The organism is Mycobacterium sp. IEC1808, from assembly GCF_002101935.1.
GTDB lineage: Bacteria > Actinomycetota > Actinomycetes > Mycobacteriales > Mycobacteriaceae > Mycobacterium.
In genome coordinates, this window is the sequence record NZ_LQPV01000025.1 from 36,154 (window position 1) to 56,377 (window position 20,224).

General features: G+C 67.6%; 20 protein-coding genes. 7 read left to right on the forward strand and 13 right to left on the reverse strand.

Annotated elements, in window-relative coordinates; all coding sequences use genetic code 11:
- Window positions 1-6: 6 nt before the first annotated feature.
- The 5 genes from AWB92_RS15595 to AWB92_RS15615 form a co-directional block, all read right to left on the reverse strand.
- On the reverse strand, window positions 7-879 hold the full coding sequence (locus AWB92_RS15595; protein ID WP_085186861.1) for a class II glutamine amidotransferase: 873 nt from the start codon (window positions 877-879) through the stop codon (window positions 7-9).
- Window positions 880-920: 41 nt separating this feature from the next.
- Window positions 921-1,394, reverse strand: coding sequence for an SRPBCC family protein (locus AWB92_RS15600; protein ID WP_142282119.1), 474 nt, complete (start codon window positions 1,392-1,394; stop codon window positions 921-923).
- Window positions 1,395-1,412: 18 nt separating this feature from the next.
- Window positions 1,413-2,471: a dihydrodipicolinate reductase gene (locus AWB92_RS15605; RefSeq protein ID WP_085186865.1), complete on the reverse strand. Its 1,059-nt coding sequence runs from the start codon at window positions 2,469-2,471 to the stop codon at window positions 1,413-1,415.
- Window positions 2,472-2,484: 13 nt separating this feature from the next.
- The gene (locus tag AWB92_RS15610; protein WP_085186867.1) at window positions 2,485-4,113 is read right to left on the reverse strand and encodes a long-chain fatty acid--CoA ligase; all 1,629 of its coding nucleotides are present in this window, start codon (window positions 4,111-4,113) and stop codon (window positions 2,485-2,487) included.
- A gap of 118 nt (window positions 4,114-4,231) precedes the next feature.
- Complete coding sequence (locus tag AWB92_RS15615; RefSeq protein ID WP_241523469.1) at window positions 4,232-5,302, reverse strand: YncE family protein; 1,071 nt, start codon at window positions 5,300-5,302, stop codon at window positions 4,232-4,234.
- Between the two features lie 554 nt (window positions 5,303-5,856).
- On the opposite strand from AWB92_RS15615, the gene AWB92_RS15620 reads away from it, so the two are divergent.
- Window positions 5,857-7,017 carry a methyltransferase gene (locus AWB92_RS15620; RefSeq protein ID WP_085186871.1) on the forward strand — a complete coding sequence of 387 codons (1,161 nt, stop codon included), beginning with the start codon at window positions 5,857-5,859 and terminating at the stop codon, window positions 7,015-7,017.
- 8 nt (window positions 7,018-7,025) lie between these two features.
- On the opposite strand, the gene AWB92_RS15625 is transcribed toward AWB92_RS15620, so the two are convergent.
- Window positions 7,026-7,364 (reverse strand): P-II family nitrogen regulator, encoded by a 339-nt coding sequence (locus AWB92_RS15625; RefSeq protein ID WP_085186872.1) that lies wholly within the window; start codon window positions 7,362-7,364, stop codon window positions 7,026-7,028.
- Window positions 7,365-7,380: 16 nt separating this feature from the next.
- Window positions 7,381-8,787 (reverse strand): ammonium transporter, encoded by a 1,407-nt coding sequence (locus AWB92_RS15630; protein WP_085186873.1) that lies wholly within the window; start codon window positions 8,785-8,787, stop codon window positions 7,381-7,383.
- A gap of 450 nt (window positions 8,788-9,237) precedes the next feature.
- Here AWB92_RS15630 and AWB92_RS15635 point away from each other — a divergent pair, with 450 nt between their 5' ends.
- Entirely contained in the window at window positions 9,238-10,464 is a 1,227-nt protein-coding gene (locus AWB92_RS15635; RefSeq protein ID WP_277622301.1) for an NAD(P)/FAD-dependent oxidoreductase, read from the forward strand.
- Window positions 10,465-10,497: 33 nt separating this feature from the next.
- Window positions 10,498-11,889 carry a cytochrome P450 gene (locus tag AWB92_RS15640; protein WP_085186876.1) on the forward strand — a complete coding sequence of 464 codons (1,392 nt, stop codon included), beginning with the start codon at window positions 10,498-10,500 and terminating at the stop codon, window positions 11,887-11,889.
- Here AWB92_RS15640 and AWB92_RS15645 read toward each other — a convergent pair.
- From AWB92_RS15645 to AWB92_RS15655, 3 genes are read right to left on the reverse strand one after another with little or no spacing between them, the layout of a single operon-like run.
- The gene (locus AWB92_RS15645; protein ID WP_085186878.1) at window positions 11,840-12,607 is read right to left on the reverse strand and encodes a DUF427 domain-containing protein; all 768 of its coding nucleotides are present in this window, start codon (window positions 12,605-12,607) and stop codon (window positions 11,840-11,842) included. The genes AWB92_RS15640 and AWB92_RS15645 overlap by 50 nt on opposite strands.
- Window positions 12,604-12,879, reverse strand: coding sequence for a DUF6295 family protein (locus AWB92_RS15650; protein WP_068104395.1), 276 nt, complete (start codon window positions 12,877-12,879; stop codon window positions 12,604-12,606). Before AWB92_RS15650 ends, AWB92_RS15645 begins: the two co-directional genes overlap by 4 nt.
- Before the next feature lie 11 nt (window positions 12,880-12,890).
- A complete protein-coding gene (locus AWB92_RS15655; protein WP_085186880.1) occupies window positions 12,891-13,646 on the reverse strand; it encodes a dienelactone hydrolase family protein in 756 nt (251 codons plus the stop codon).
- Between the two features lie 190 nt (window positions 13,647-13,836).
- Between AWB92_RS15655 and AWB92_RS15660 the strand changes: the two genes are divergently transcribed.
- A complete protein-coding gene (locus AWB92_RS15660; RefSeq protein WP_231985198.1) occupies window positions 13,837-14,529 on the forward strand; it encodes a response regulator transcription factor in 693 nt (230 codons plus the stop codon).
- A 2-nt stretch (window positions 14,530-14,531) separates the two neighbouring features.
- Here the strand turns inward: AWB92_RS15660 and AWB92_RS15665 are convergent, their stop codons facing one another.
- Window positions 14,532-15,140, reverse strand: coding sequence for a sigma-70 family RNA polymerase sigma factor (locus AWB92_RS15665; protein WP_085186882.1), 609 nt, complete (start codon window positions 15,138-15,140; stop codon window positions 14,532-14,534).
- A 249-nt stretch (window positions 15,141-15,389) separates the two neighbouring features.
- On the opposite strand from AWB92_RS15665, the gene AWB92_RS15670 reads away from it, so the two are divergent.
- Both AWB92_RS15670 and AWB92_RS15675 read left to right on the forward strand, forming a co-directional pair.
- Window positions 15,390-15,770 carry a response regulator gene (locus AWB92_RS15670; protein ID WP_142282120.1) on the forward strand — a complete coding sequence of 127 codons (381 nt, stop codon included), beginning with the start codon at window positions 15,390-15,392 and terminating at the stop codon, window positions 15,768-15,770.
- Between the two features lie 157 nt (window positions 15,771-15,927).
- Complete coding sequence (locus tag AWB92_RS15675) at window positions 15,928-17,109, forward strand: trypsin-like peptidase domain-containing protein (protein WP_085186887.1); 1,182 nt, start codon at window positions 15,928-15,930, stop codon at window positions 17,107-17,109.
- 38 nt (window positions 17,110-17,147) lie between these two features.
- Here AWB92_RS15675 and AWB92_RS15680 read toward each other — a convergent pair whose 3' ends face one another.
- Together AWB92_RS15680 and AWB92_RS15685 are read right to left on the reverse strand one after the other, a co-directional pair.
- Complete coding sequence (locus tag AWB92_RS15680; RefSeq protein WP_085186889.1) at window positions 17,148-18,698, reverse strand: GAF domain-containing protein; 1,551 nt, start codon at window positions 18,696-18,698, stop codon at window positions 17,148-17,150.
- A gap of 293 nt (window positions 18,699-18,991) precedes the next feature.
- Complete coding sequence (locus AWB92_RS15685; RefSeq protein WP_085186891.1) at window positions 18,992-19,585, reverse strand: carboxymuconolactone decarboxylase; 594 nt, start codon at window positions 19,583-19,585, stop codon at window positions 18,992-18,994.
- A gap of 332 nt (window positions 19,586-19,917) precedes the next feature.
- On the opposite strand from AWB92_RS15685, the gene AWB92_RS15690 reads away from it, so the two are divergent.
- Entirely contained in the window at window positions 19,918-20,217 is a 300-nt protein-coding gene (locus tag AWB92_RS15690) for a PE family protein (RefSeq protein ID WP_085186893.1), read from the forward strand.
- Window positions 20,218-20,224 lie beyond the last annotated feature (7 nt).

Below are 20,224 nucleotides of genomic sequence, written 5' to 3' on the forward strand. Positions count from 1 at the left end.
GGCGCCCTATGCCGACGTGTGTTGCGCCGCCTGGGCGGGCGCGCTCAGGTCAGACTGGCGAAGCGGGTATGCGGGCGGGTCGGGCAGCACCACGCGGCTGGTGATCCGCAGCCCGGTGTCAACGTGGACCAACTCGCCGGGTTCCAGCAGGCGCCAGCGCGGGTCGTCGTCCATCGGTTCGCTGGCGAACACCACCGAGGAGCGGGCGCACAGGTGCTCGGACCGCGCGCGAATTCGGTGCGTGCGCAAGTCGAATTCGGGCGCGCCTGCCGTGTGCTCGTGGCGGCGGTCCAGGACATACAGCTCATGGGTTTCGGGGTAGCGCAGCGCCCACATGTCGGTGGCCGTGCTCAGCAGTACGTTGACCGCGTAGATCGGCGCATTCCCGGCGAGCCACCGCATGGCGTCGACGAGGCCCGCCGTCTCGTCGCCGTCGCGGGCGCGGATCGAGCCGGTGATCAGGGCGAAAACCCGCTCGGAATCGGTCTCGCCCAGCACCAGGCCGTCGGTGCCGAGCTCGCACAGCCGTTCGTCGATGCCGTCGAGCCCCTCGACCACGCCGTTGTGCGCGAAGATCCGGCCGTCCTGCAGAAACGGGTGGGTGTTGCGGACGTCGAGCGCACCGGTCGTCGCGTAACGAACGTGGGCGACGAAGGTGGTGCCGGTCAATTCGTGCGCCTCGGTGGCGAATTGGGTGTCCTGCCAGGCCGCGATCGGCTCCTTGTGCAGCTGTGCCCGACCGTGCGCGTCAAACACACCGACGCCGGTGCCGTCCGGGTTCTTGCGGCTCTGCGCGGACAGGCTGTCCGGGGCGTTCAGCAACCAGAAGGTCGCGGTGCAAACGTCCGTCCCGGCGTGCAAGCCAAAAAGTCGGCACATGGTGTCGACCGTACCGAAAGGCCCGCGACGGCCCCGCGGGGTCAGCCCGTCAGCATCGCCGAGAGGTCCCGCAAGGCTTGTCGCGCGTAGCCCTTCCAGATACGGCCGAACAGCGGCAGGCCCCAGGATGTCAGCGGCGACCTGGGGTAGATGTCCCAGCGCCAGGTGATCTCGGTCCCGCCCGCCGCCGGGGCGAAAATCCATTCGCCCACAACATGATCGACCAGCATCGCCATGGGACCCCGGATCTTGGTCAACCGGTAGCCGAACGACCGGGGCGGGTCGACGCTGGTTAGCTCCTCGCGCATGCTGGCGCCGCCGGCCAGGTGCACGACGCGGGTCTGGCCCGCGGCGTCCCATGCGCCGGTCTGCTCGCGCACCTCCCGGATGGGCGGAATCGGGCCGTGCCGGCGCTTGAAAAGCTCTGGAAGCGGTGCGGGCAGCGTGCGCTGGAAGGCCTCCTCGGCAGGGACAGGTACGACGAGGGATTCGCCGACGACGAGCGATCGTGGCACTGGCATAGCGCCTTTCAGTCAGCGCGCCAACCCTGGCGCGGCCCGGCCGGTGATCAGCGGCAGGTCGAAAAAGCATTGAATGCCCGCCGGGGCAGCACAGGTGGCGGGGACCGCGTTGACGCAGTGCGCGGCCGTCGCGACGATCCCCGGATTGCTCGCCAACCCCGCCTGCACGCTTTCCGGCTGCCAGCCCTTGACCGTCACGAAGGTGTCCGGGTTGCCCCGCACCTCGATCTCGTAGCGTTCCCCGCCGGTCCCGAAAGACCAAGGCGGGTCGAGGTTTTCCGATCCCATCAGCCAGTTCACGGTGATCCGCACCACCACGGTGTCACCCACCAGCGCCTCCCAGTGGAAGCGGCGCCCGGCGACCTGGCCGGGCTCGATCGCCCCGATCGGCGAGTCGATCGGCGCGGTCGCCACGGCCACCTCCTGCGACGACCTGATCTGCGGATCGGCGGCGAAGCCCAACTGGTCGACGCACAGCCGGACCGACTGGAAAAAGCCACCGTCGAGCAGCTTTTGCATGGGCCCGGTCAACGCGCTGTCCGGCGTCCCGCCGAAGCCCATCACGTGGCGCAGCACGTCCGGCGCGCCGTAGGTGCGAAGGTCGGAAAACTCCTCGGCGCGAACGAAGGTCACGCCCGTGGACATCGCCGAGAGCAGCAGCGGGAACAGTTCGGTGGCCGCACCGGGCCCGATGCCGGCGCCGTGCAGCGTCGCGTTGCCGGCCTGCGCCGCGACTTCCAGTGGGGCGCATTCCTTTTCGGTTGGGTAGAACCATCCCAGGGGCGTGACCACGTTCTTCCCGGAGCGCAGCAGCGCGGCGACTTCCTCGACACTGGGCAGCAGCGGCGCGTAGATGACCGCGTCGGCGGGCTGCGCGAGCACCTCGTCGACGCTGTTGGTCGCCGTCACGCCCAGCGGCGAGGTGCCGATGATGTCGCCGACGTCCCTGCCGACCTTGGACTGCGAATGTACCCAGCAGCCAACGAGTTCGAGGTCGGGATGTTCCAGTACGCCCTTCATCGCCGCCGTTCCGACCGACCCGGTCGCCCACTGAATGACCCGCAGGCTCATGCCCTTCGCCCCTTCAGTCGCGCGACTCGACCACCCAGTAGCCATGCTCGGCGTATCGCGCCCGGATGGCCTTCTTGTCGTACTTGCCGACGCTGGTGCGCGGAATCTCCTCGACGAACGTCCACCGCTCGGGCAGCCACCACCGGGCGACCTTGTCCGCAAGGAACTTTCGCAGCTCCTCGGCGCTCACCGACGAGTGCTTGGCCACCACGACCGCCAGCGGCCGTTCCTGCCATCGCTCGTCGGGAACCCCGACGACAGCGGCCTCGAGCACCTGAGGGTGCGCGATCAGGCAGTTCTCCAGCTCGACCGACGAGATCCATTCGCCGCCGGACTTGATGACGTCTTTAGCCCGGTCGGTCAGCGTGACGAAGCCGCGCTCGTCGATGCGGCCCACGTCGCCGGTGCGCAACCAGCCGGAGTCGAACTTGGAGTCGTCGTGGCCCAGGTAGTAGGAGCCGGTGATCCACGGGCCGCGGACCTCCACCTCGCCGACGGCGGTGCCGTCGTTGGGCAGCACCGCGCCGTCGTCGTCGACGATGCGCATCTCCACCCCGCACACCGGTTGGCCCTGCGTCGCGCGGAACGCCCAGTGCTGGTCCTCGGGGGTTCCCGGCGGCGGCCAGGCCATGGTGGCCATCGGCGACGTTTCGGTCATGCCCCACAGCTGACGGATCTGGACGCCGTGCTTCTCCTCGAACGTGCGCATCAGCGACACCGGAACGGCCGAGCCACCGCAGACCACCAGGCGCAGCGAGGACATGTCGTGTTCGGGTTCGTCCTCCAGGCGGTGCAGGACGTCGTTCCAGATGGTCGGCACGGCGCCGGCGACGGTGGGCCGTTGGGTTTCCACCATGCCAATCAGCGAGCGGGCATCGAGGTGGCAATCGGGCAGCACCAGGTCGGCGCCCGCCATCAGCGCCGAGTAGGGCAGCCCCCAGGCGTTCGCGTGAAACATCGGCACGATCGGCAGCACGCTGTCGACGGCCCCGACACCGATGCCGTTGGTGGTACACCCGCCCATCGCGTGCAGGAAGCTCGAACGATGGCTGTAGACAACGCCTTTCGGGTTTCCGGTGGTGCCGCTGGTGTAGCACATGGCGGCCGCGGACCGCTCGTCGATCTCGGGCCAGTCGAATTCGGGGGATTCCGCGTCGATCAATTCGTCGTAGGACAGCACGGTCTTGCCGGATGCCTCCAGCGGCGCCGTGTCGCCGTCGCCGACCACGATCACCGCCTGCACGGTTTTGAGTTCGGGGAGAACCGGCGCGAGCAGTTTGACCAGGGACGCGTCGACCAGGACGACGTGGTCCTCGGCCTCGTTGGCGACGTAGGCGATCTGCTCCGGGAATAGGCGGATGTTGAGGGTGTGCAGGACGGCGCCCATCGAGGGCACCGCGAGGTAGGTCGCCAGGTGCTCGGCGTTGTTCCACATGAACGTCGCGACGCGCTGGTCCCGGGTGACGCCGAGGCGGCGCAGCGCGTGCGCCAGGCGGCCGGCCTGGTGGCCCAGCTCGCGGTAGGTGGTTCGCCGGTAGCCGTCCCCCGTTGCGGTGGTGACCGTGCGTTGTCCGTGGATGCCGCAGCCGTGCCGCATGATCGCGGCGATCGTCAGCGGATAGTCCTGCATCGTGCTGTCCATCGCTGTACCGCCTTACCCTCGACGCGGCACCGCCTCGTGTGCGGTCGGGCGAATGTTATCGCCGCACACCGCTAGGAGAAAACGGGTTCCCCCGACAACACTCGTTTGCGGGGCGCTACTACGCGAGGGCCGGTTCGGCCGGCAGCAGCTCGGGCACTGCCCACCCGGCCGCCGTTTCGCTGTCGGACCCGGAGCCTGCCGCGGTCCCGACCACGGTGACCGCGCCGGAGTAGTCGGCGATGTAGAGGAACCTGGCGTCGGCGCTTTCGACCACGCACGACGGCTCGTCGGCCACCCGGATGGTGCCGACGACGTCGTGCGTGTGGGTGGAGAGCACGGCGACGCCGTCGTCGCTGACCAGGTAGGCGCGATCGCCGTCGCGGCTGAGCGTCAGGCGGGTGAGGATGCCGGAGATCTCGCTGATCTTGCTGGTGCCGATGATCTTGGCGGTGCGGGTGTCGACGGCGTCGATCACCGCCCCCAATTCAGGGGCGCAACTGGCCACGTAGGCGGTTGCACCGTCGGGGCTGAGGGCGAGGTCGCGGATCGGCAGGCCGATCTCGACGGTGTTCAGCACGCGGGAGGAGGCCGCCGCGTGCGCGTCGATGACGACGAGCTGTCCCCCGCCGGGGCCGTTCGTCGCCACGTAGAGGCGGCTCCCGTCCGCGCTTGATCGCACGCATTCCGTGGTGGTCCCGGGGCGGCCCGGCAAGACGATCTCCTCCGCGACGCCGGTCCGGGTATCCAGGACTACGACGTCGGGACCGGCGACGCCGTTGCGGCTGGCGTAGACGTAGTCGCCGTCCGGGCTGGCCGCCAGGTCGCTGACGCTGAACGCCAGCGGATGCGTCGCAATGACCGTGCTGGACGGCAGGTCGATGACGTCGATCGCGTCATACGCCGGTGTCGCGGTGCTGACGTAAGCGCGGTTGGTGTCGCGGCGGGCGACGGCGAGCGCGAAGGGCTCCGGCAGGCCGGCCACGGTCTGCACGACGCGGCAGGCGTGGGCGTCGATGACCGAGACGCTGTCGTAGCCGTAGTTGGCCACCATCAGTCGGCCGCCCTCCGGGCTGGCGACAATCCCACTGATCGGACCCTGGCCCAGGGCGATCCGCGTGACAATCGGAAATCCCGGTGCCGTGGCCAATTCGATGGACTGGTCCTCGCCGTTGTGCTTCCGGTGGTTCATGCCGCGCATACTGGCACCGCCTTCGCTGTCGTACGTCCGCGGGCATCCACAGCTATCAAGCCTTGCCGTGTCGCGCCTGCGGCCCTGGATACGCCGCGTTACAGCACCCAGAGATGATTGCGTTTAACAAATTTTACTGACGAATTCCGACGTAAAAATATTTCTCCACGAGCGCTGTGATCCACGTCACTTAAATAGCACGATTGCGCCACGGCGCGAGCCCAAACAATTAAGCATGGGGAATCCGACGGCGAAGCGAACCCTCCTTGATACACAGGCACTTTCAGCCGGGTAGTTAACCGTAGAGCCAAGTAGACAGCCGTCCATAAATAAGGGAATTCTTAAAATTGATGAACCAACGAGGTGAATGTCACACTTTTCTCACTTGAGCGCGTCACTGGCTCAAAGCAATTCATCTACGGCGCCTTGTGTTAACCAATGGATCCCGGCCCTTCCGGCGCTGCGGCGGTGGTCTGTGCTGCGCCGACTGAACCACCGAGCCGCCGGCAACGTCTACCGCAAAGACCCGGAATCAACCGGAAGGGCTTGCCACGATGACGCTCGACGTAGGTTTCACGCCGTCAGTACGCAATCGCCCGCAGGACATCCGCCGCGAACGCCGGTTGATGCGCGCCTTCCAGAGCCCCATCCTTGGCCCGCTGTTGCGCCGCTTCGGCGGCCCGGAGGACATCGTTCGGATGGGCATGTCCTTCTGGTCCTCACGACTGATCCTCTCGGCGGTCGAATCGGGCGTTTTCACCGAGTTGGGCAACGGACCGGCCTCCGAGCAGGAACTGGCCGACGCCCTCGGCTGGCACCCGCGCGCCGCGGTCACGGCGCTAGATGCCCTGGTCGCAGCCGGATTGTTGCGACGCGATCGAGCGGGCCGGTACGCCAACACGCTTCGCAGCGCGATGTTCCTCGACCGGACCAAGCCGAGCTATGTCGGTGGGCTGATGGAGTTGTCGAGCAAGCGTCTCTACGGCCTTTGGTCGAGCCTGGACGATCTCCTGCGCACCGGCCGTCCCGGCGCCGAGGAGGAACGCGGCGATAACGAGTTCTTCTCCATGCTCTATCGTGATCCGTTGGCACTCAAGGGGTTTCTGGCCGGGATGACGGGCATCTCGACCGGGGAGGCGACGCTGCTGGCGGCTCGGTTTCCATGGCAGCGCTTTCGCACGTTTTGTGATATCGGTTGCGCCCAAGGCGCGTTCCCGGTGCGGGTCGCGCTGACCCACCGTCACCTGCGCGGCACGGGTTTCGACTTTCCCGCGGTGCGACCGATATTCGAAGAGTACGTCCAGTCGTTCGGCCTGGACCGCCGATTGGGCTTCGTCGAAGGCGACTTCCTCGAAAGTCAGCTGCCGCGCGCCGACGTGATTTCGTTCGGTCACCTGTTCCACGGGCGAAACCGCGAGATCCGCCAGGAACTGGTGGCGAAGGCCTACGCGGCCACTCCCCCCGGCGGCGCAATCATCGTGTACGACGCGATGATTCAGTCCGGGCGGCGCAAGAACCGCGGCAACAATTACCTGAGCCTGCTGTCCAGCCTCAACATCATGATGGAGTCACGGGAGGGCTACGAAGCCTCCACCGCCGCCTGTGGGGAGATGCTTCGCGCCGGCGGCTTCACCCGGATCAAGGTGCGACACCTGGTGGGTCCTACCTCGGCGGTGTTCGGTTACAAGCCGGGCCGGTTGCAGACATCGGCCTGACGCACCGCTCAGAGCGCGTCGTGGTCACGCTCGCCGGTCCGGATGCGGATCACCTTCTCGACCGGTGAAACCCACACCTTGCCGTCGCCGATCTTGCCGGTGCGCGCGGCGCCGATGATCGCGTCGACGACGCGGTCGGCGAACGCCTCGTCGACCAGGACCTCGACCCGGACCTTGGGCACGAACTCGACCGCGTACTCGGCCCCGCGGTACACCTCCGTGTGCCCGCGCTGCCTGCCGTACCCCTGGACCTCGGTGACGGTCAGGCCCAGCACCCCGACGGTTTCCACGGCGTGCCTGACGTCATCGAGCGTGAACGGTTTGACGATCGCGGTGACCAGCTTCATGGCGTTATCACCACCTTCATTCGTCGGCGGTTGCGGCTGGCGTCGACGCAGCCCGCGTAGCCGCCACCGGCTCGACCCGCCGGCCCGTCACCAGCCCCTCGTCGGGGTAGGCCTCCTCGTCGTGCACGCCGACGTCGCCGGTCTCCAGGACCTCGTCGGGCATGCGCAACTTCATGAAGAGGCCAAGGACCCGCAGGATGACGAACGTCACGAGCGCGTCCCAGACGATGATCGTGGCCGCGGCGCCCAACTGGATCAGGATCTGTTTGGGATGGTGGCCATACAGCCAACCGGCGAAGGTCACGTCCGTCCCGGTGCTGCCGCCCAGGTACACAACGACCTTCGGGTCGGCCAGGACCCCGACAAGCAGCCCGCCCGCCAAGCCCGCCATGCCGTGGGTGTGAACCACACCGAGGGCGTCGTCGACCTTCTTGAACGGCCTGGTCCGGCCGAGCCAGTTCCACGACATCCAGACCAGGGAAGAGGCGACGACGCCGATGATCATCGCGCCGAAGCTGTTGACATAGCCGGCCGCCGGGGTGATCGCGACCAGCCCGGTGATCATGCCGTTGACCGCGCCCAGGAAGGTCGGCTTGCGCGCCTTGCTGGCGAAGATGTCCCAGATCACCCAGGTGAGCAGCGCGACGGCGGTGGTGAGGTTGGTGTTGATCACCGCCAGGGAGGCGTCGGCACCGGCGAAATACGGGTCACCGCCGTTGAACCCGTTCCAGCCCAGCCACAGGATGCCGGCGCCGACCGCGGCCATCGGAAGGTTGTTGGGCACCGCGCGTTCCCGGTCCCGCGCGAGCCGGGGGCCGATCACAGCTGCGGCGACGAACCCGCTGGTTCCGGCGGCCAGGTGGATCACGTACCCACCGCTGAAGTCCAACGCGCCCGCCTGTCCCCACCAGCCGCCACCCCACACCAGGAACGCGTTGACCGAGTAGGCGAACGTCGACCACAGCGGCACGAAGATCAGCCACACCTTGAAGTTCATCCGGCCGACCACGCTGCCGAGGAACAACAGCGGAGTGATGGCGGCGAACACGAACTGGAAGTACGCCAGCGTGGTCTCCGAGAAGCGGAACTTGGGCATGGTGCCGTCCAACAGCGGGATGACGGCCTGTCCCTGGTTGTCCGTGCCCAGGATGGTGTGCGGAATCCCGACCGCGGCCCTCAGGATGCCGGGGCCGAGCTTGAGCGGCTCACCGAACCCCATCTTGAAGCCCCAGAGCACCCACACGACCAGCACCAGCGAGAAGCCGGTGAAGGCCATCAGCATGGTGTTGACGGCCCACTTCTTCTGCACGATGCCGCCGTAGAGCACGGCGATGCCTGGGATGCTCATCAGGCCGACCAGAGTCGCGGCCACCAATTGCCAGGCGTTGTCTCCGGGATTCAGCCAGTCGGGATAAGGCAACATGGTTCAGACACACCTCAATTCGAGCCAGCGGGCTATAAAGCAGCTGCGGTGCGAAGTGACGCCGTAGACGGGTGAAGCCTTTGCCCGGAATGTTTCGGGCGTGTGTTCAATTGTTTAAATCCTGATTTCAAGTGCCCTTGCCATGGCGGCCCCTTCGGTCGCCGGCCGCGCGGGATGTTAGCTGGCCGTTGCACTACGACCGATACAGCGGGGCAACTGTCGCACGCGGGAATCTCCCTGAGCACCAAGCAATTTCACATGAGTGGAATAGGCCGCCAAGTGACGCCTTGCTGAACCAATTGTGCCGCAACATCGTCGGAGTCATATAGACCGGTTCGTTCAGGCCCACCAGGGGCCGGATGCTGGACGCCGGTGGACAGGAAAGCTATGCAACGGGATTCGCGGCGCAGCGGTGCGGCGGGCGCGCTGAAGCTTGTCAGGACCGAAACATTGGAGCGCGGCGTCGCGGTCATCGGCGCAGGCGCCGCGGGGGTGTCGATGGCGCTCAGCCTGCGCGACCGTGGCGTGCGTCCGCTGCTGATCGACCGCGCCGACGCGGTGGCCTCGTCCTGGCGGGGGCGCTACGACAGGCTGAAACTCAATACCTGCAAGCAGTTTTCGCATCTGCCCGGCCGGCCGTATCCGAAGGGCACGCCGGTCTTTCCGACCCGCGATCAAGTTGTCGCCCACCTCGAAAGGCACGCCCGCGACGACGGGATCGAGTTGCGGCTGGGCACGGAGGTCTGCCGGATCGACCGCGACAGTGACGGCTGGTTGTTGCGGAGCACATCCGGCGACATCGCCTGCCGCCAGGTGGTCATGGCGACCGGATACGAGCACACGCCACTGACACCCGCCTGGCCCGGCCTCGACGGCTTCGAGGGCCGCGTGCTGCATTCGTCGGCATACCGCAACCCCGTCCCCTACCGCGACGAGCGCGTTCTCGTGGTCGGAGCGGGTTCATCGGCGCTGGAGATCGTCCATGACGTGGCTACCGGTGGGGCGCGGAAGGCGTGGCTGGCGGTGCGTACGGCACCGAACATCATGCTTCGCTCGTTGCCGGGCGGGCTGCCCTCGGACCTGATCGCGACGCCGCTTTTCCGCGCGCCCGTTCGGCTCGCCGATGCGGTGGCGACGCTGGGACGTCGGTTGAGCATTCCAGATCTCGCCGCTTACGGACTGCCGAAACCCACCGAGGGCGTGTTCGCCCGGGGGATCAGGCTGGGCCGCGCGCCCGCGATCGTCGACAGGGACGTGATCGACGCGATCCGCGACGGTTCGTTCGAGGTGGTCCCGACCATCGAGCGATTCGACGGCCGCGGTGTCCGGTTGGTCGACGGGCGCCGCCTGGAGCCGGACACGGTCATCTGCGCGACCGGCTACCGGCGCGGGCTGGAACCCGTCGTAGGTCACCTCGGGGTGCTCGACGAGCGCGGCCTGCCTGTGGCCACCGGCGAAACACCGGCCGCGGCGGGCCTGCGGTTCATCGGTTTCCAATCTCGCCCGGGGCTGCTCGGCTACGTCGCCAGGCAGTCCAGAGGCGTCGCCCGACGCATCGCCGCGGAACTCGAGACCGCCGCGCCGTCGCCTCATCCGCGAGAACTTTGGCTAACATGTAATATTCGTATTACGGCTATTTCCAGCACTATTCAATATATGAGCAAAATGCTTCGTTGAACTAATCAATAGTCCGGCTCGTGTCAAGTAGGTATGACGCAATTACAGACGGCGGCCGGGCCGCCCGCGCGAACGGATTTGCCCGAGGCGCGCATACACCGGTTGCGCGACTGGGCGCGGTCGCTGCGCGTCGGGCTAGACCCCGAGCGTTACTTTCGTCGCTGCGCCGATCGCCGCGACCCGTTTGTGGTGGTGTTCCCGGGCCTCGGTCCCGTGCACTTCGTCGCTACCGCGCAGGGCGCTCGGCGGCTTTTGACCACGCCACGCGAGACCCTGTGCGCGCCGACGCCCAACCCGATCGAGCCGATCGTGGGGCCGGATTCGGTGATCTTGACCTCCGGTGAGCACCACCGCAGGCAGCGCCGCCTGTTGTCGCCGGCGTTTCACGGCGCCCAGTTGCGCCGGCGTGCGGACGCGATCGCCGGGGCGGTGCTTGCCGAGGTGGAGTCGTGGCGCCCCGGTGACCGGGTGGCGCTGCACCGCACCACCCAGGCGATCACACTGCGCATCATCGTCGAGACGGTGTTGGGCGTGGACCACGAGCGCATCGATGAGTACACCGGCGTGGTGTCCGCGCTGATGAACGCGAACACCGCGGCGCTGCTGTTGGTGCCGGCCCTGCGCAGAAGCTTCGCCGGCCTGGGCCCGTGGGCCCGGCTGGCGCGCCTGCGCGCGGAATTCCAGAGCATGCTCACCGGCCAGATGAACCATGGCCGCAGCTGCCCCGGCGATGATGCGGTGTTGGGCAACCTGTTGCGCGAAAACGACCACTCGCGACTGGCTCTCGACGACGACGATCTCCAACAACAGCTGCGGACCATGGTGATCGCCGGCCACGACACCACGGCCGCGGCGCTGGCGTGGGCGCTGTACCACATTCACCGCGACACCGGCGTCCGCGCGCGACTCGTCGAGGAGCTCGCGGCCGATCCGGCGCCGCACGAGATGCCTGAACTGCCCTATCTGTCCGCGGTCATCAAGGAGACGCTGCGGATGCACCCCGCGGTGCCGATCGTGTTGCGCAAGCTCATCGAGCCGCAATCCATCGGCTCGGTGCGTTATCGCGCTGGTGACATCGTCGGGATCGCGCTGCCGGCCATACATTTCAGCGCCGACCTCTGGGACGACCCCTACCGATTCGATCCCGATCGATTTCTCGTCGACAACCCGACACCGTTCGAGTACCTGCCCTTCGGCGGCGGGCACCGGCGTTGCCTGGGGGCGGCCTTCGCCAGCCATGAGATGGCCGTCGCGGTGGGCACCATCATGGGCTCGGCGGAGCTGACGATGCCGCGGCGAGAACGCCACAGGCATCCGCCGCGTTCGGTGCCGCGCGGCATCGCCGTCGTCCCGCGGCGCGACGTCAAGCTCGTGGTCAGCCGAACTGCGTCTGGGGCCGGGGCAACGCGACGCCATCGACGGTGATGTCGACCTTCTCGTTGTAGAAAGACACCAGCCCGGCGATCTGGTAGACCGCCGGCAGCGGGTAGTGATACGTCCATGCCAGATCCGGATGCGCGGTATCGCCCACTCGCACCGACCAATAGCGCGAGGTCACGCCCTTGTACGGGCAGAGCGTCTGCGTCGGGCTGGGTTCAAGGTGCTCGAACGCGACGTCGGTCGGGTCGATGTAATACCTTGTGGGCAAGCCGGTTTCGAACAGCAGCACCGGGGATCCGGTGTCGGCGAGGGTGATTCCGTCCAGCTCGACGCGGACATGCCGGTGCGAGCGCAGCGCGTCGACCCGCGAATACGGATTGCGCGGGTGGCCGTAGATCGGCTCGTCTTCCTCGAACCACCGCAACGGATCCCACTCGAATCGCACGGTGCCCGCCACCGGGCCGTCGCCGTCGTCGAACACCCGCGCCGCCGACGGGTGGGTCTGGTCCTTGCCGACCAGCGAGTACAGCCGAGACGGACCGAGCTGCACCTTCTGCGGGTGGTCCTCGTCGCGCAGGAACTCCGTACGGACATCCACCAGCGGCACGTAATACGCTGGGTAGTAAGGCAATTCCCACACATAGCGGGCCGCGGTGGTGTCGAAGACCAGGTCGTGGCCGAGATAGCCGCGGACCCGGCGCGGCGCGGGCTCGATGCGCCCACGGGTGGCGGCCGTCTGCGGGTAGTCCCGCTCCGGGTTCACGGCTGGTCCTTCGAGGCCAGCCCGGCCGGCGCATTCGCGATCGCTTTGTGGATGGCGTCGGCCAGCGCGAGGGCGCTCTCCTCGGTGAGTTCGAGCGCGACGCGCGCCGCCGGGCCCAGTTCCGGGTTGATCACGTCGATGTTGACCGTGTGGCCGTAGGGCGCGTGGACGGGATGGTCGACGTACACCGTGGCGCGGCTGGCGCCGAACCAGCCGCTCTTTCCCTTGCCGCTGCCGTCGATTCGCACGTGTTCGGTGAGGTATGTGCACATCTGCTGGACGCCTAGCCTTTCAGGTGGGTGGCGAAGAATTCGTCGATGCGCCGCCAGCCGTCGACGGCCGCCTCCGGCCGGTACGCCGGCCGGTCGACGGAGAAGAATGAATGGCCCGCGCCCTCGTAGGAGTGGAACTCGTGCGGCCTGTCGAACTTGGTCAGCTCGGCGTCCAGGGTGGCCACGGCGGGCGGCGCCGGGAACCTGTCGTCGGCCCCGAACAGCCCAAGCAGCGGGCAGCTCAGCTTCGGCGCCAGGTGCAGGATCGGCTGCATGGCCTTGGGCATGCCCTCCGGTAAGTCCTCCACGATGAACGCGCCGTAGCAGTCCACCGCCGCGTCGAACGGCAGCGAGCACGCCGCCAGGTACGCGTGCCGCCCACCCGAGCAGTGCCCGATGACGCCGAACTTCCCGTTGGCGCCCGGCAAGGAGCGCAGGTGCTCGACCGCGCCGGCGACGTCGCCGACCAGACGCTCGTCGGGCACCCCGCCGGCGGCCCGCACCGTCGCGGCGGCGTCGTCGGGCGCGGCGCCCGGCGCCTCGCGCGAATACAGATTGGGGGCGACGGCGTGATAGCCGCTGACCGCGAGCCGCCGCACGAACTCCTTGGTTTCCCGGTCGTAGCCGGGCATGTGGTGGATCCACACGATGCCGCCACGCGACCCTTCGGCGAGTGGCGACGCGCGGTAGGCCTCGATCTCGTCGCCGCCGTGGCCGGTGATGGTGATGGTTTCCGCACGGATCGCGTCCGGGCTGGGTGCGTTCATCGCAACTCCTCGAGGGGCTGGCTCCGACGGAACCCAACGTAGCCGAGTCGCGCCCTGGCAGGGCCGACGCCGTCCTGACGACGAGAATGTCAGGCGTCGCCACCCGCCTCCGGGGCCCGCGTAATTGCTGGAAAACGGACAAAGCAAGGGGCAAGATGGTTCCTCAGCGGCGATGCGGAAGGACACGGCATTGACAACGGAAACAAGCGCCGCCGAGGCGGGCAGCGAGCCGGCCCCGCTGCGCGCGGTGGTGGCCGACGACGAAACCCTGCTGCGGGAGGGACTGGCCAGCCTGCTGGACCGCTCCGGATTCAGTGTCGTCGGTCAGGTGGGCAACGCGGTCGAGCTGCTGGCGCTGGTGCGCAACACCACTCCTGACGTGGTGGTGGTGGACATCCGGATGCCGCCCACGCACACGACGGAAGGTCTCGAGGCCGCACGGGTGATCCACGAGGAACTCCCCGACACCGGGATTCTGGTGCTGTCGGCGCATGTGGATGTGGAGCACGCGATGGAGTTGCTCGCCAGCGGTCGCGGCATCGGCTATCTGCTCAAGAGCCGCGTCACCGATGTCGCCGACTTTGTCGACACCTTGCAGCGGATCGCCAAAGGCGCTTCGGTGGTCGACCCCGCGGTGGTGCAGGAGCTGGTGTCCGGGCGGCGCCGAGACGATCCGCTGTCGGCGTTGTCCCCGCGCGAGTTGGAGGTGCTGGAGCTGATGGCGGAGGGCCGCTCCAACGCCGGCATTGCCCGACGGCTCTGGGTGACGGAGGGCACGGTGGAAAAGCACGTCCGCAGCATCCTCACCAAACTCGGGCTGCCGGAAACCGACGACGACCACCGTCGCGTCCGCGCGGTCATCACATTTCTCGACTCACGCTGACGTTACGCCGTTTGCACCAGTTCCCTTGACGCGTCGCGGACTTGGCCGTGGCGCGACTGACCGAGCATCCCGCGCAGCCGCCGCCGTCCCCGATGCAGCCGGGACACAACGGTGCCGACCGGTGCGTTCATCATCTCGGCAATCTCCTTGCATGGCATGCCCTGCACATCCGCGTAGTACACCGTGGCGCGGAACTGCTCGGGCAGGGCACGCATCGCAGCGATGACGTCCTGATCGCCGAAGCGCTTGAGGGCCTGATCTTCCGCCGAGGGCAGTCCCGTGCCTGAGTGTGCGGCGCTCGTCAGGTAGTGGATATCCGTAATTCCCTCGGGCAGATGCTGCACCGGCCGGCGTTGCGCCTTGCGGCAGTTGCTGATGTGGGTGTTGGCCAGGATGCGATACAGCCAGGCCGAGATGTTGCTCTCCGGCCGGAAGGAGTCAAAGGCCGCGAAGGCCTTCGCCATCGTGTCCTGGACGAGATCCTCCGCGTCGGCGTGGTGCCGGGTCATCCGCAGCGCATGCCGGTGCAGGTCGCCGAGCAGGGGCGTGACTTGGCTTTCGAACCCGGCCCCGGGCTCCGCATGGGCAGTGAATTCCGCTGGCAGGGTCATGGTGCGCCTTTCGTGTCGCGGGCTGAACGGCGCCTTATCGGCTCCACGCCTTACGATTGCCGTTGTGCTGACCCGCGTCTGCACCGCTGGCAACCGTAGGGGGTTGCCGTCAGCCGCAGTCCAGGCATTACCGGTAGCCGGTAGCAACCGGCCGATTCACGACGCCGTCCCGGCGAAACCTTCCCGAACCGCCATAGATTTCCTGCTAGCCTCCATGCGATCTGGTCGCGGCTATCCCACACTGGACTGGTGACTGCTGGTGTGCGAACGCGTTGCGTGATTGTCGATGACAATCGCGACTTCCTCGATGCCGCGACGCGGTTGCTCGAGCACCAGGGAATCGACGTGGTCGCGGTGGCAAACTCCTCCGCGGAAGGGCTCAAATGTGTCGAGGACCTTCGGCCCGATGTGACGCTCGTCGATATAGATCTGGGCGAGGAGAGCGGTTTCGAGGTCGTCGAGCTGCTGCACAGCAATGGGTTTGGCTTCGAGGTGCCGACCATCCTGATCTCCACACACGCCGAAGAGGATTTCTCTGAGTTGGTCGCGGCCAGCCCGGCCTTGGCTTTCATTCCCAAGGCGGCCCTGTCAGGTGCCGCGATCCGCGACGCCCTGGGGCTTGCCGGCTAGTTACCCGCTAGCGCGGTAGCCGAATGGACGGTGGCGGTAACGACAGCGGCGCTCTCGGCCGCGATCCTGGACATGAGCGGTTCCAGCGCGCACAGCGCCGAACCGATGTCGTTGCGCCCCATGGCCTTCGACGTATTCGAGATGAGGAAAACGACTCATGTCTGTTGGTGACGGCTGCTACTGCCTGATGCCGCCGTCCGGCCGACACTCGTCGCACCGGGTGCCCCAGCGCCGGAAGCGGTTGGTGCGCGGCGGGTTGTTGCTGCTGCGTGGAGCGGAGGTCGCGCTGTTTGTCGCGACGGTCTTCGCCGCCGTAGCGTTGCTTGCCCACTCGCCCGCGGTCGGCAGGTCGTCAGTAGATTCCAGTTTCGCGTTGACTTTGCCTAATTCCGGCGCGTTCTCTGTCCAGGAAGTGGCCGCGAAGGTGTTGCCCAGCGTGGTGACGCTGAAATTCAATGACGGCAACCGCTCTCAGCTCGGTTCAGGCGTGATCCTCACCGCCGACGGGCTGATCATTACCAATGACCACGTCGTGGCGCCGATGAGCGGTGGCCGTCGGCCGCCGGCGGACACCGAGGTGACCCTCAGTGACGGCCGCACCGCGGCGTTCGACCTGATCGCCACCGACCCGAGGAGCGACATTGCGGTCGGGCGGGCTCGGGACGTGTCCGGCCTCACCCCGATCTCGGTCGGCTCGTCGGCGGAGCTGCGTGTCGGTCAGCCCGTCGCGGCGGTGGGGTCTCCACTCGGGCTGCGCGGCACCGTCACCGCGGGCATCGTCAGCGCGCTGAATCGGTTGGTAAGTCCCGCGATTGACCCGGGCGGGCCGCTGAGCGCGTATTACGCCATCCAAACCGACGCGGCGATCAATCCGGGCAATTCCGGTGGTGCACTCGTCGACATGAATGGCGCGCTGGTCGGCATCAACGCCGCCGAGGCGGTGCTGCCCGGCGCGGAGGGTGCGGGCAGCACAGCACACGGTTCGATCGGTCTCAACTATGCGATTCCCGTCGACCACGCCGCACGCATCGCCGCCGAACTGGCCACGACCGGCCAAGCATCGCATGGCTGGCTGGGCGTGCAAGCCACCGGCGACGCCGGGGTCCTCGGCGCCAGGATCATCGGGGTGGACGCCGGAAGCCCCGGTGCGGCAGCCGGATTGGCGGTCGGCGCGGTCATCACCAAGGTCGATGACCAGATCATCGACAGCGCAGCCACCTTGGTGGCCGCCGTGCAATCCAGGGAACCCGGGGCCTCGGTCACACTCGCGTTCGTGCACAGTTCGGGTCTGCCGATGACCGCCCGGGTCACCCTCGGCACCGACCAGGGTCGGCAGTAGCGAGCTACATCGCAACCGCGAACTGACGCGCTGGCCGTTCAGACCGGCACGCAAGGGATTTCGGCCGCGAGCGTAGTGCCCTCGCCGTGGCCGCTGGTGACATCCAATCGACCGCCCAGCGCCTCCGCCCGGTCCCTGAGCCCGATCAGCCCGGATCCCCGCGGATCGGCGCCACCGATGCCGTCGTCAGATATCCACAGGCGCACCCGCGCGTCATCGGCCTCCACGGCGACAGTGACACGGGACGCGTGCGCATGTTTGGCGGCGTTCGCGAGCGCCTCCGCGACGACGTAATACACCGCCACCTCGACGGTTTTGGGCAATCGCCGCGGGACGTCGACGCGCAGCTCGACGGGCATGGCGAAACGGCGGCACAGGGCACGCAGCGCGGGGCCCAGGCCGGCATTGGACAGCACGGCCGGATGGATGCCGCGGGAGAGCTGACGTAGTTCCTCGCTCGCCGCCGCGACTTCGTCGGCGAGCTCAGCGATCTCGTGTTGCAGCCGGCCGTCGGTGGGCAGGGAGGCCTGCAGGGCCTGGAGGCGCAGCCGCAACGTGACGAGGCGCTGCTGCGCACCGTCGTGCAGGTTGCGTTCGATGCGACGCCTGGCCTCGTCACCGGCGGCGACGATGCGGGCCCGTGAGGCCATCAGCTCATCGCGCGCCTGTGCATTGGCGATCGCGGTCGCGACCAGCTCGGCGAAATCCGCCAGCTGCTCCTCGGTATGGGGCGGGTGCGGGTCGGGTCCCGAGGAGGCGATGACTGCCGCGCCCCAGAGCCGGCCGTCCACCTCGATGGGGGCACCCACCGCCGAGCGAATGCCCACTCCGCGGACCACGGCGGCGATCGGGCCGGCCGCATGCTCGTGGCTGTCCATCCGGGCGGTCGTGCCGCTCTGAAACACCATCGCCGCGACGTTGTCACCGTCCAGCGGGAACACCCCGCCGACCGGGATCTTGGCCAAATGGGCCTTGTCGTGCGCGGCGACCAGCTCACACGAGCCGTTCCCCAAGTAGCGGACCAACACGCAGTTCTGCACCCGCAACGCTCGGGCGACCTCTTCGGCGACCGCGGTGAAGACCTCGGCCGGCGAAACACCGCGGGCGACGAGCGTCGCCACCCGGCGCAGGGACGTCTGGCGTTGCGCCAATTGGCTGACCTGATTCGCCGCCCGTCGGGTTTCCGCCGTGCGTAGCCGGGCCCGGCCCGCCAGCACATTCGTCAGGAGGCCAAGGGGCAGAAAAACCGCGAGCGGCAGAAGCTGCGCCGGGTGCGACGGCAGCGTGCCGAGGCCGGCGTCGAGGTGGATCTGCAGGTATACCACCGCGCTGACCAGCGTCGTCAACACCGCCAGGCCGATGTTCCAGAACGACGAGATGACCAGGACACCAAAGAGATACAGCGCGCCCAAGGTGCTGTGGGGTGCAACCGCGGAAAGCAGCCGGACCAGGATGGTTTCGGCGACGATCAAGGTGGCGGCAACGATTATCCCGAGCCATGGTGGACTACTCGGCGCCGCCGACGACCGCCCGTCGCGGCGGCTGGGTCCGGGCCGGAAGGGAATCGTCGACCACTCGTTGGTTGTCATCGCACACACGGCTCGATCGGTAACGCGTCCAGCCGACGGCGCCGGCGCACAGGCGATCACTGCTTCTCTGGCTTACGCGTGAACTGGGCGACGGTGCTGCCGTGTTGCGGTGACTGGCGCGACTCCACAGCGAAACTCCATCCCGCCGACTTCGGCAGTGGCGGCGCTTGATTGCTTCGGGGGCGCCTCAATCCAGTGTCGCTAAGGGTCAGCCGCTTCACATCGCTGCTGGCTTCAACCGCCCATACCGGCTAGCCGGTAGGGCGTCCGCACCACCGCCGCACGCCGAGCGCTTAGCCGGGCGCGGGTATCTCGAAGGCGTTGAGGATCGCGCACACGGTGTGGTAGATGCCGGTCAGGACGGCGGCCTCCAACACTCCTGCCGGGCCGAGCGTCGCCTCCGCCTCACGATATAGCGTGTCGTCGAGGCGGTGCTCGACCGACAGTGCGCGGGCGACAAGGTGGGCAACGGCCTCGTCCTTGGTCAGATCGTCCGGAAGTCTGCCGTCGGCCAGTGTGCGCACCGCCTTATCGGGGAGCCCGGCCTGCCCGGCGACCGCGCAATGCGCGTACAGCTCATAGGGGGCCCGCCACACCGCGCCGACCGACAGGATGATGACCTCCCTGCAGCGTTTGCTCAGCGAGGTGTTCGTCTGCTCGGTCACCGCGAGTTGCACGAATGCTGACGAGATGGCCGGGGTCAGCAGGGCCGGGTTGAAGGGACCGATCAGCCGGCCCGCATCGGTGCGCGCCCGGAACTGTGCGGCCTCCGCCCATGGCACCGCCACATTCGTGAGCCAGTCGAAGAGCTCCCGCTGGGCCGGATCGAGCGCCGCACGCTCGTACAGCCGAAGACGCCCGCCCAGCCCGCCGCCATCAACCGCCATGAGTCCTCCTACGTTCGGGCCGGGCCTGTCACGATCCACCGGCCTTAAGCATGCCGCCATCAAGCCCTGATGTCGTTACCGGTAGCCGGAATCGACCCGCCATGACAGCCCATACCGCACTGAAACACGTTGCGCCTCAGTGATGGTCGCAAGAAGGTGGCTGGCGAGCCGGTCAAAGTAATTACAGCTAGCCAGAAGTCAAAGGGGACGCTAGCGCGGACGACAGCTGCGCCGGCCTCGGCAATGCTACGAGTTGAGCTTGGCTGCCGAGATGCTCGCGTGTCCTGTGCCAGTGAACCAAGTCACCAAATCCGAACCGGGAGAACTAAAAAATGTCGTTCGTCACCACACGGCCCGAAGCGTCGACCGCCGCCGCAGGACAGCTGGCGGCAATCGGATCGGCGATGACTGCCTCGAATTCTGCGGTGGCGCAACCCACAACCGGCGTGGTTCCGGCTGCCGCCGACGAGGTGTCGGCACTGACCGCGGCCGCGTTCACCGCGCACGGCGTGTTGTATAAGGAGGTCGGCGCGCAGGCCGCGGCCATGCATCAACTGTTCGTGGCCACCTTGCAGACCTCCGCCGGTTCCTATGCGGCCACCGAGGCCGCCAACGCGGCCGACGCCCGCTGAGAGCCGG

What these genes read in the sequence shown, in the direction of transcription:
- AWB92_RS15595 (WP_085186861.1), bottom strand. Translation starts at nt 879, where the DNA reads ATGTGCCGACTTTTTGGCTTGCACGCCGGGACGGACGTTTGCACCGCG.
- AWB92_RS15605 (WP_085186865.1), bottom strand. Translation starts at nt 2,471, where the DNA reads ATGAGCCTGCGGGTCATTCAGTGGGCGACCGGGTCGGTCGGAACGGCG.
- AWB92_RS15610 (WP_085186867.1), bottom strand. Translation starts at nt 4,113, where the DNA reads ATGGACAGCACGATGCAGGACTATCCGCTGACGATCGCCGCGATCATG.
- AWB92_RS15615 (WP_241523469.1), bottom strand. Translation starts at nt 5,302, where the DNA reads ATGAACCACCGGAAGCACAACGGCGAGGACCAGTCCATCGAATTGGCC.
- AWB92_RS15620 (WP_085186871.1), top strand. Translation starts at nt 5,857, where the DNA reads ATGACGCTCGACGTAGGTTTCACGCCGTCAGTACGCAATCGCCCGCAG.
- AWB92_RS15625 (WP_085186872.1), bottom strand. Translation starts at nt 7,364, where the DNA reads ATGAAGCTGGTCACCGCGATCGTCAAACCGTTCACGCTCGATGACGTC.
- AWB92_RS15630 (WP_085186873.1), bottom strand. Translation starts at nt 8,787, where the DNA reads ATGTTGCCTTATCCCGACTGGCTGAATCCCGGAGACAACGCCTGGCAA.
- AWB92_RS15640 (WP_085186876.1), top strand. Translation starts at nt 10,498, where the DNA reads ATGACGCAATTACAGACGGCGGCCGGGCCGCCCGCGCGAACGGATTTG.
- AWB92_RS15650 (WP_068104395.1), bottom strand. Translation starts at nt 12,879, where the DNA reads ATGTGCACATACCTCACCGAACACGTGCGAATCGACGGCAGCGGCAAG.
- AWB92_RS15655 (WP_085186880.1), bottom strand. Translation starts at nt 13,646, where the DNA reads ATGAACGCACCCAGCCCGGACGCGATCCGTGCGGAAACCATCACCATC.
- AWB92_RS15665 (WP_085186882.1), bottom strand. Translation starts at nt 15,140, where the DNA reads ATGACCCTGCCAGCGGAATTCACTGCCCATGCGGAGCCCGGGGCCGGG.
- AWB92_RS15675 (WP_085186887.1), top strand. Translation starts at nt 15,928, where the DNA reads ATGTCTGTTGGTGACGGCTGCTACTGCCTGATGCCGCCGTCCGGCCGA.
- AWB92_RS15680 (WP_085186889.1), bottom strand. Translation starts at nt 18,698, where the DNA reads ATGACAACCAACGAGTGGTCGACGATTCCCTTCCGGCCCGGACCCAGC.
- AWB92_RS15685 (WP_085186891.1), bottom strand. Translation starts at nt 19,585, where the DNA reads ATGGCGGTTGATGGCGGCGGGCTGGGCGGGCGTCTTCGGCTGTACGAG.
- AWB92_RS15690 (WP_085186893.1), top strand. Translation starts at nt 19,918, where the DNA reads ATGTCGTTCGTCACCACACGGCCCGAAGCGTCGACCGCCGCCGCAGGA.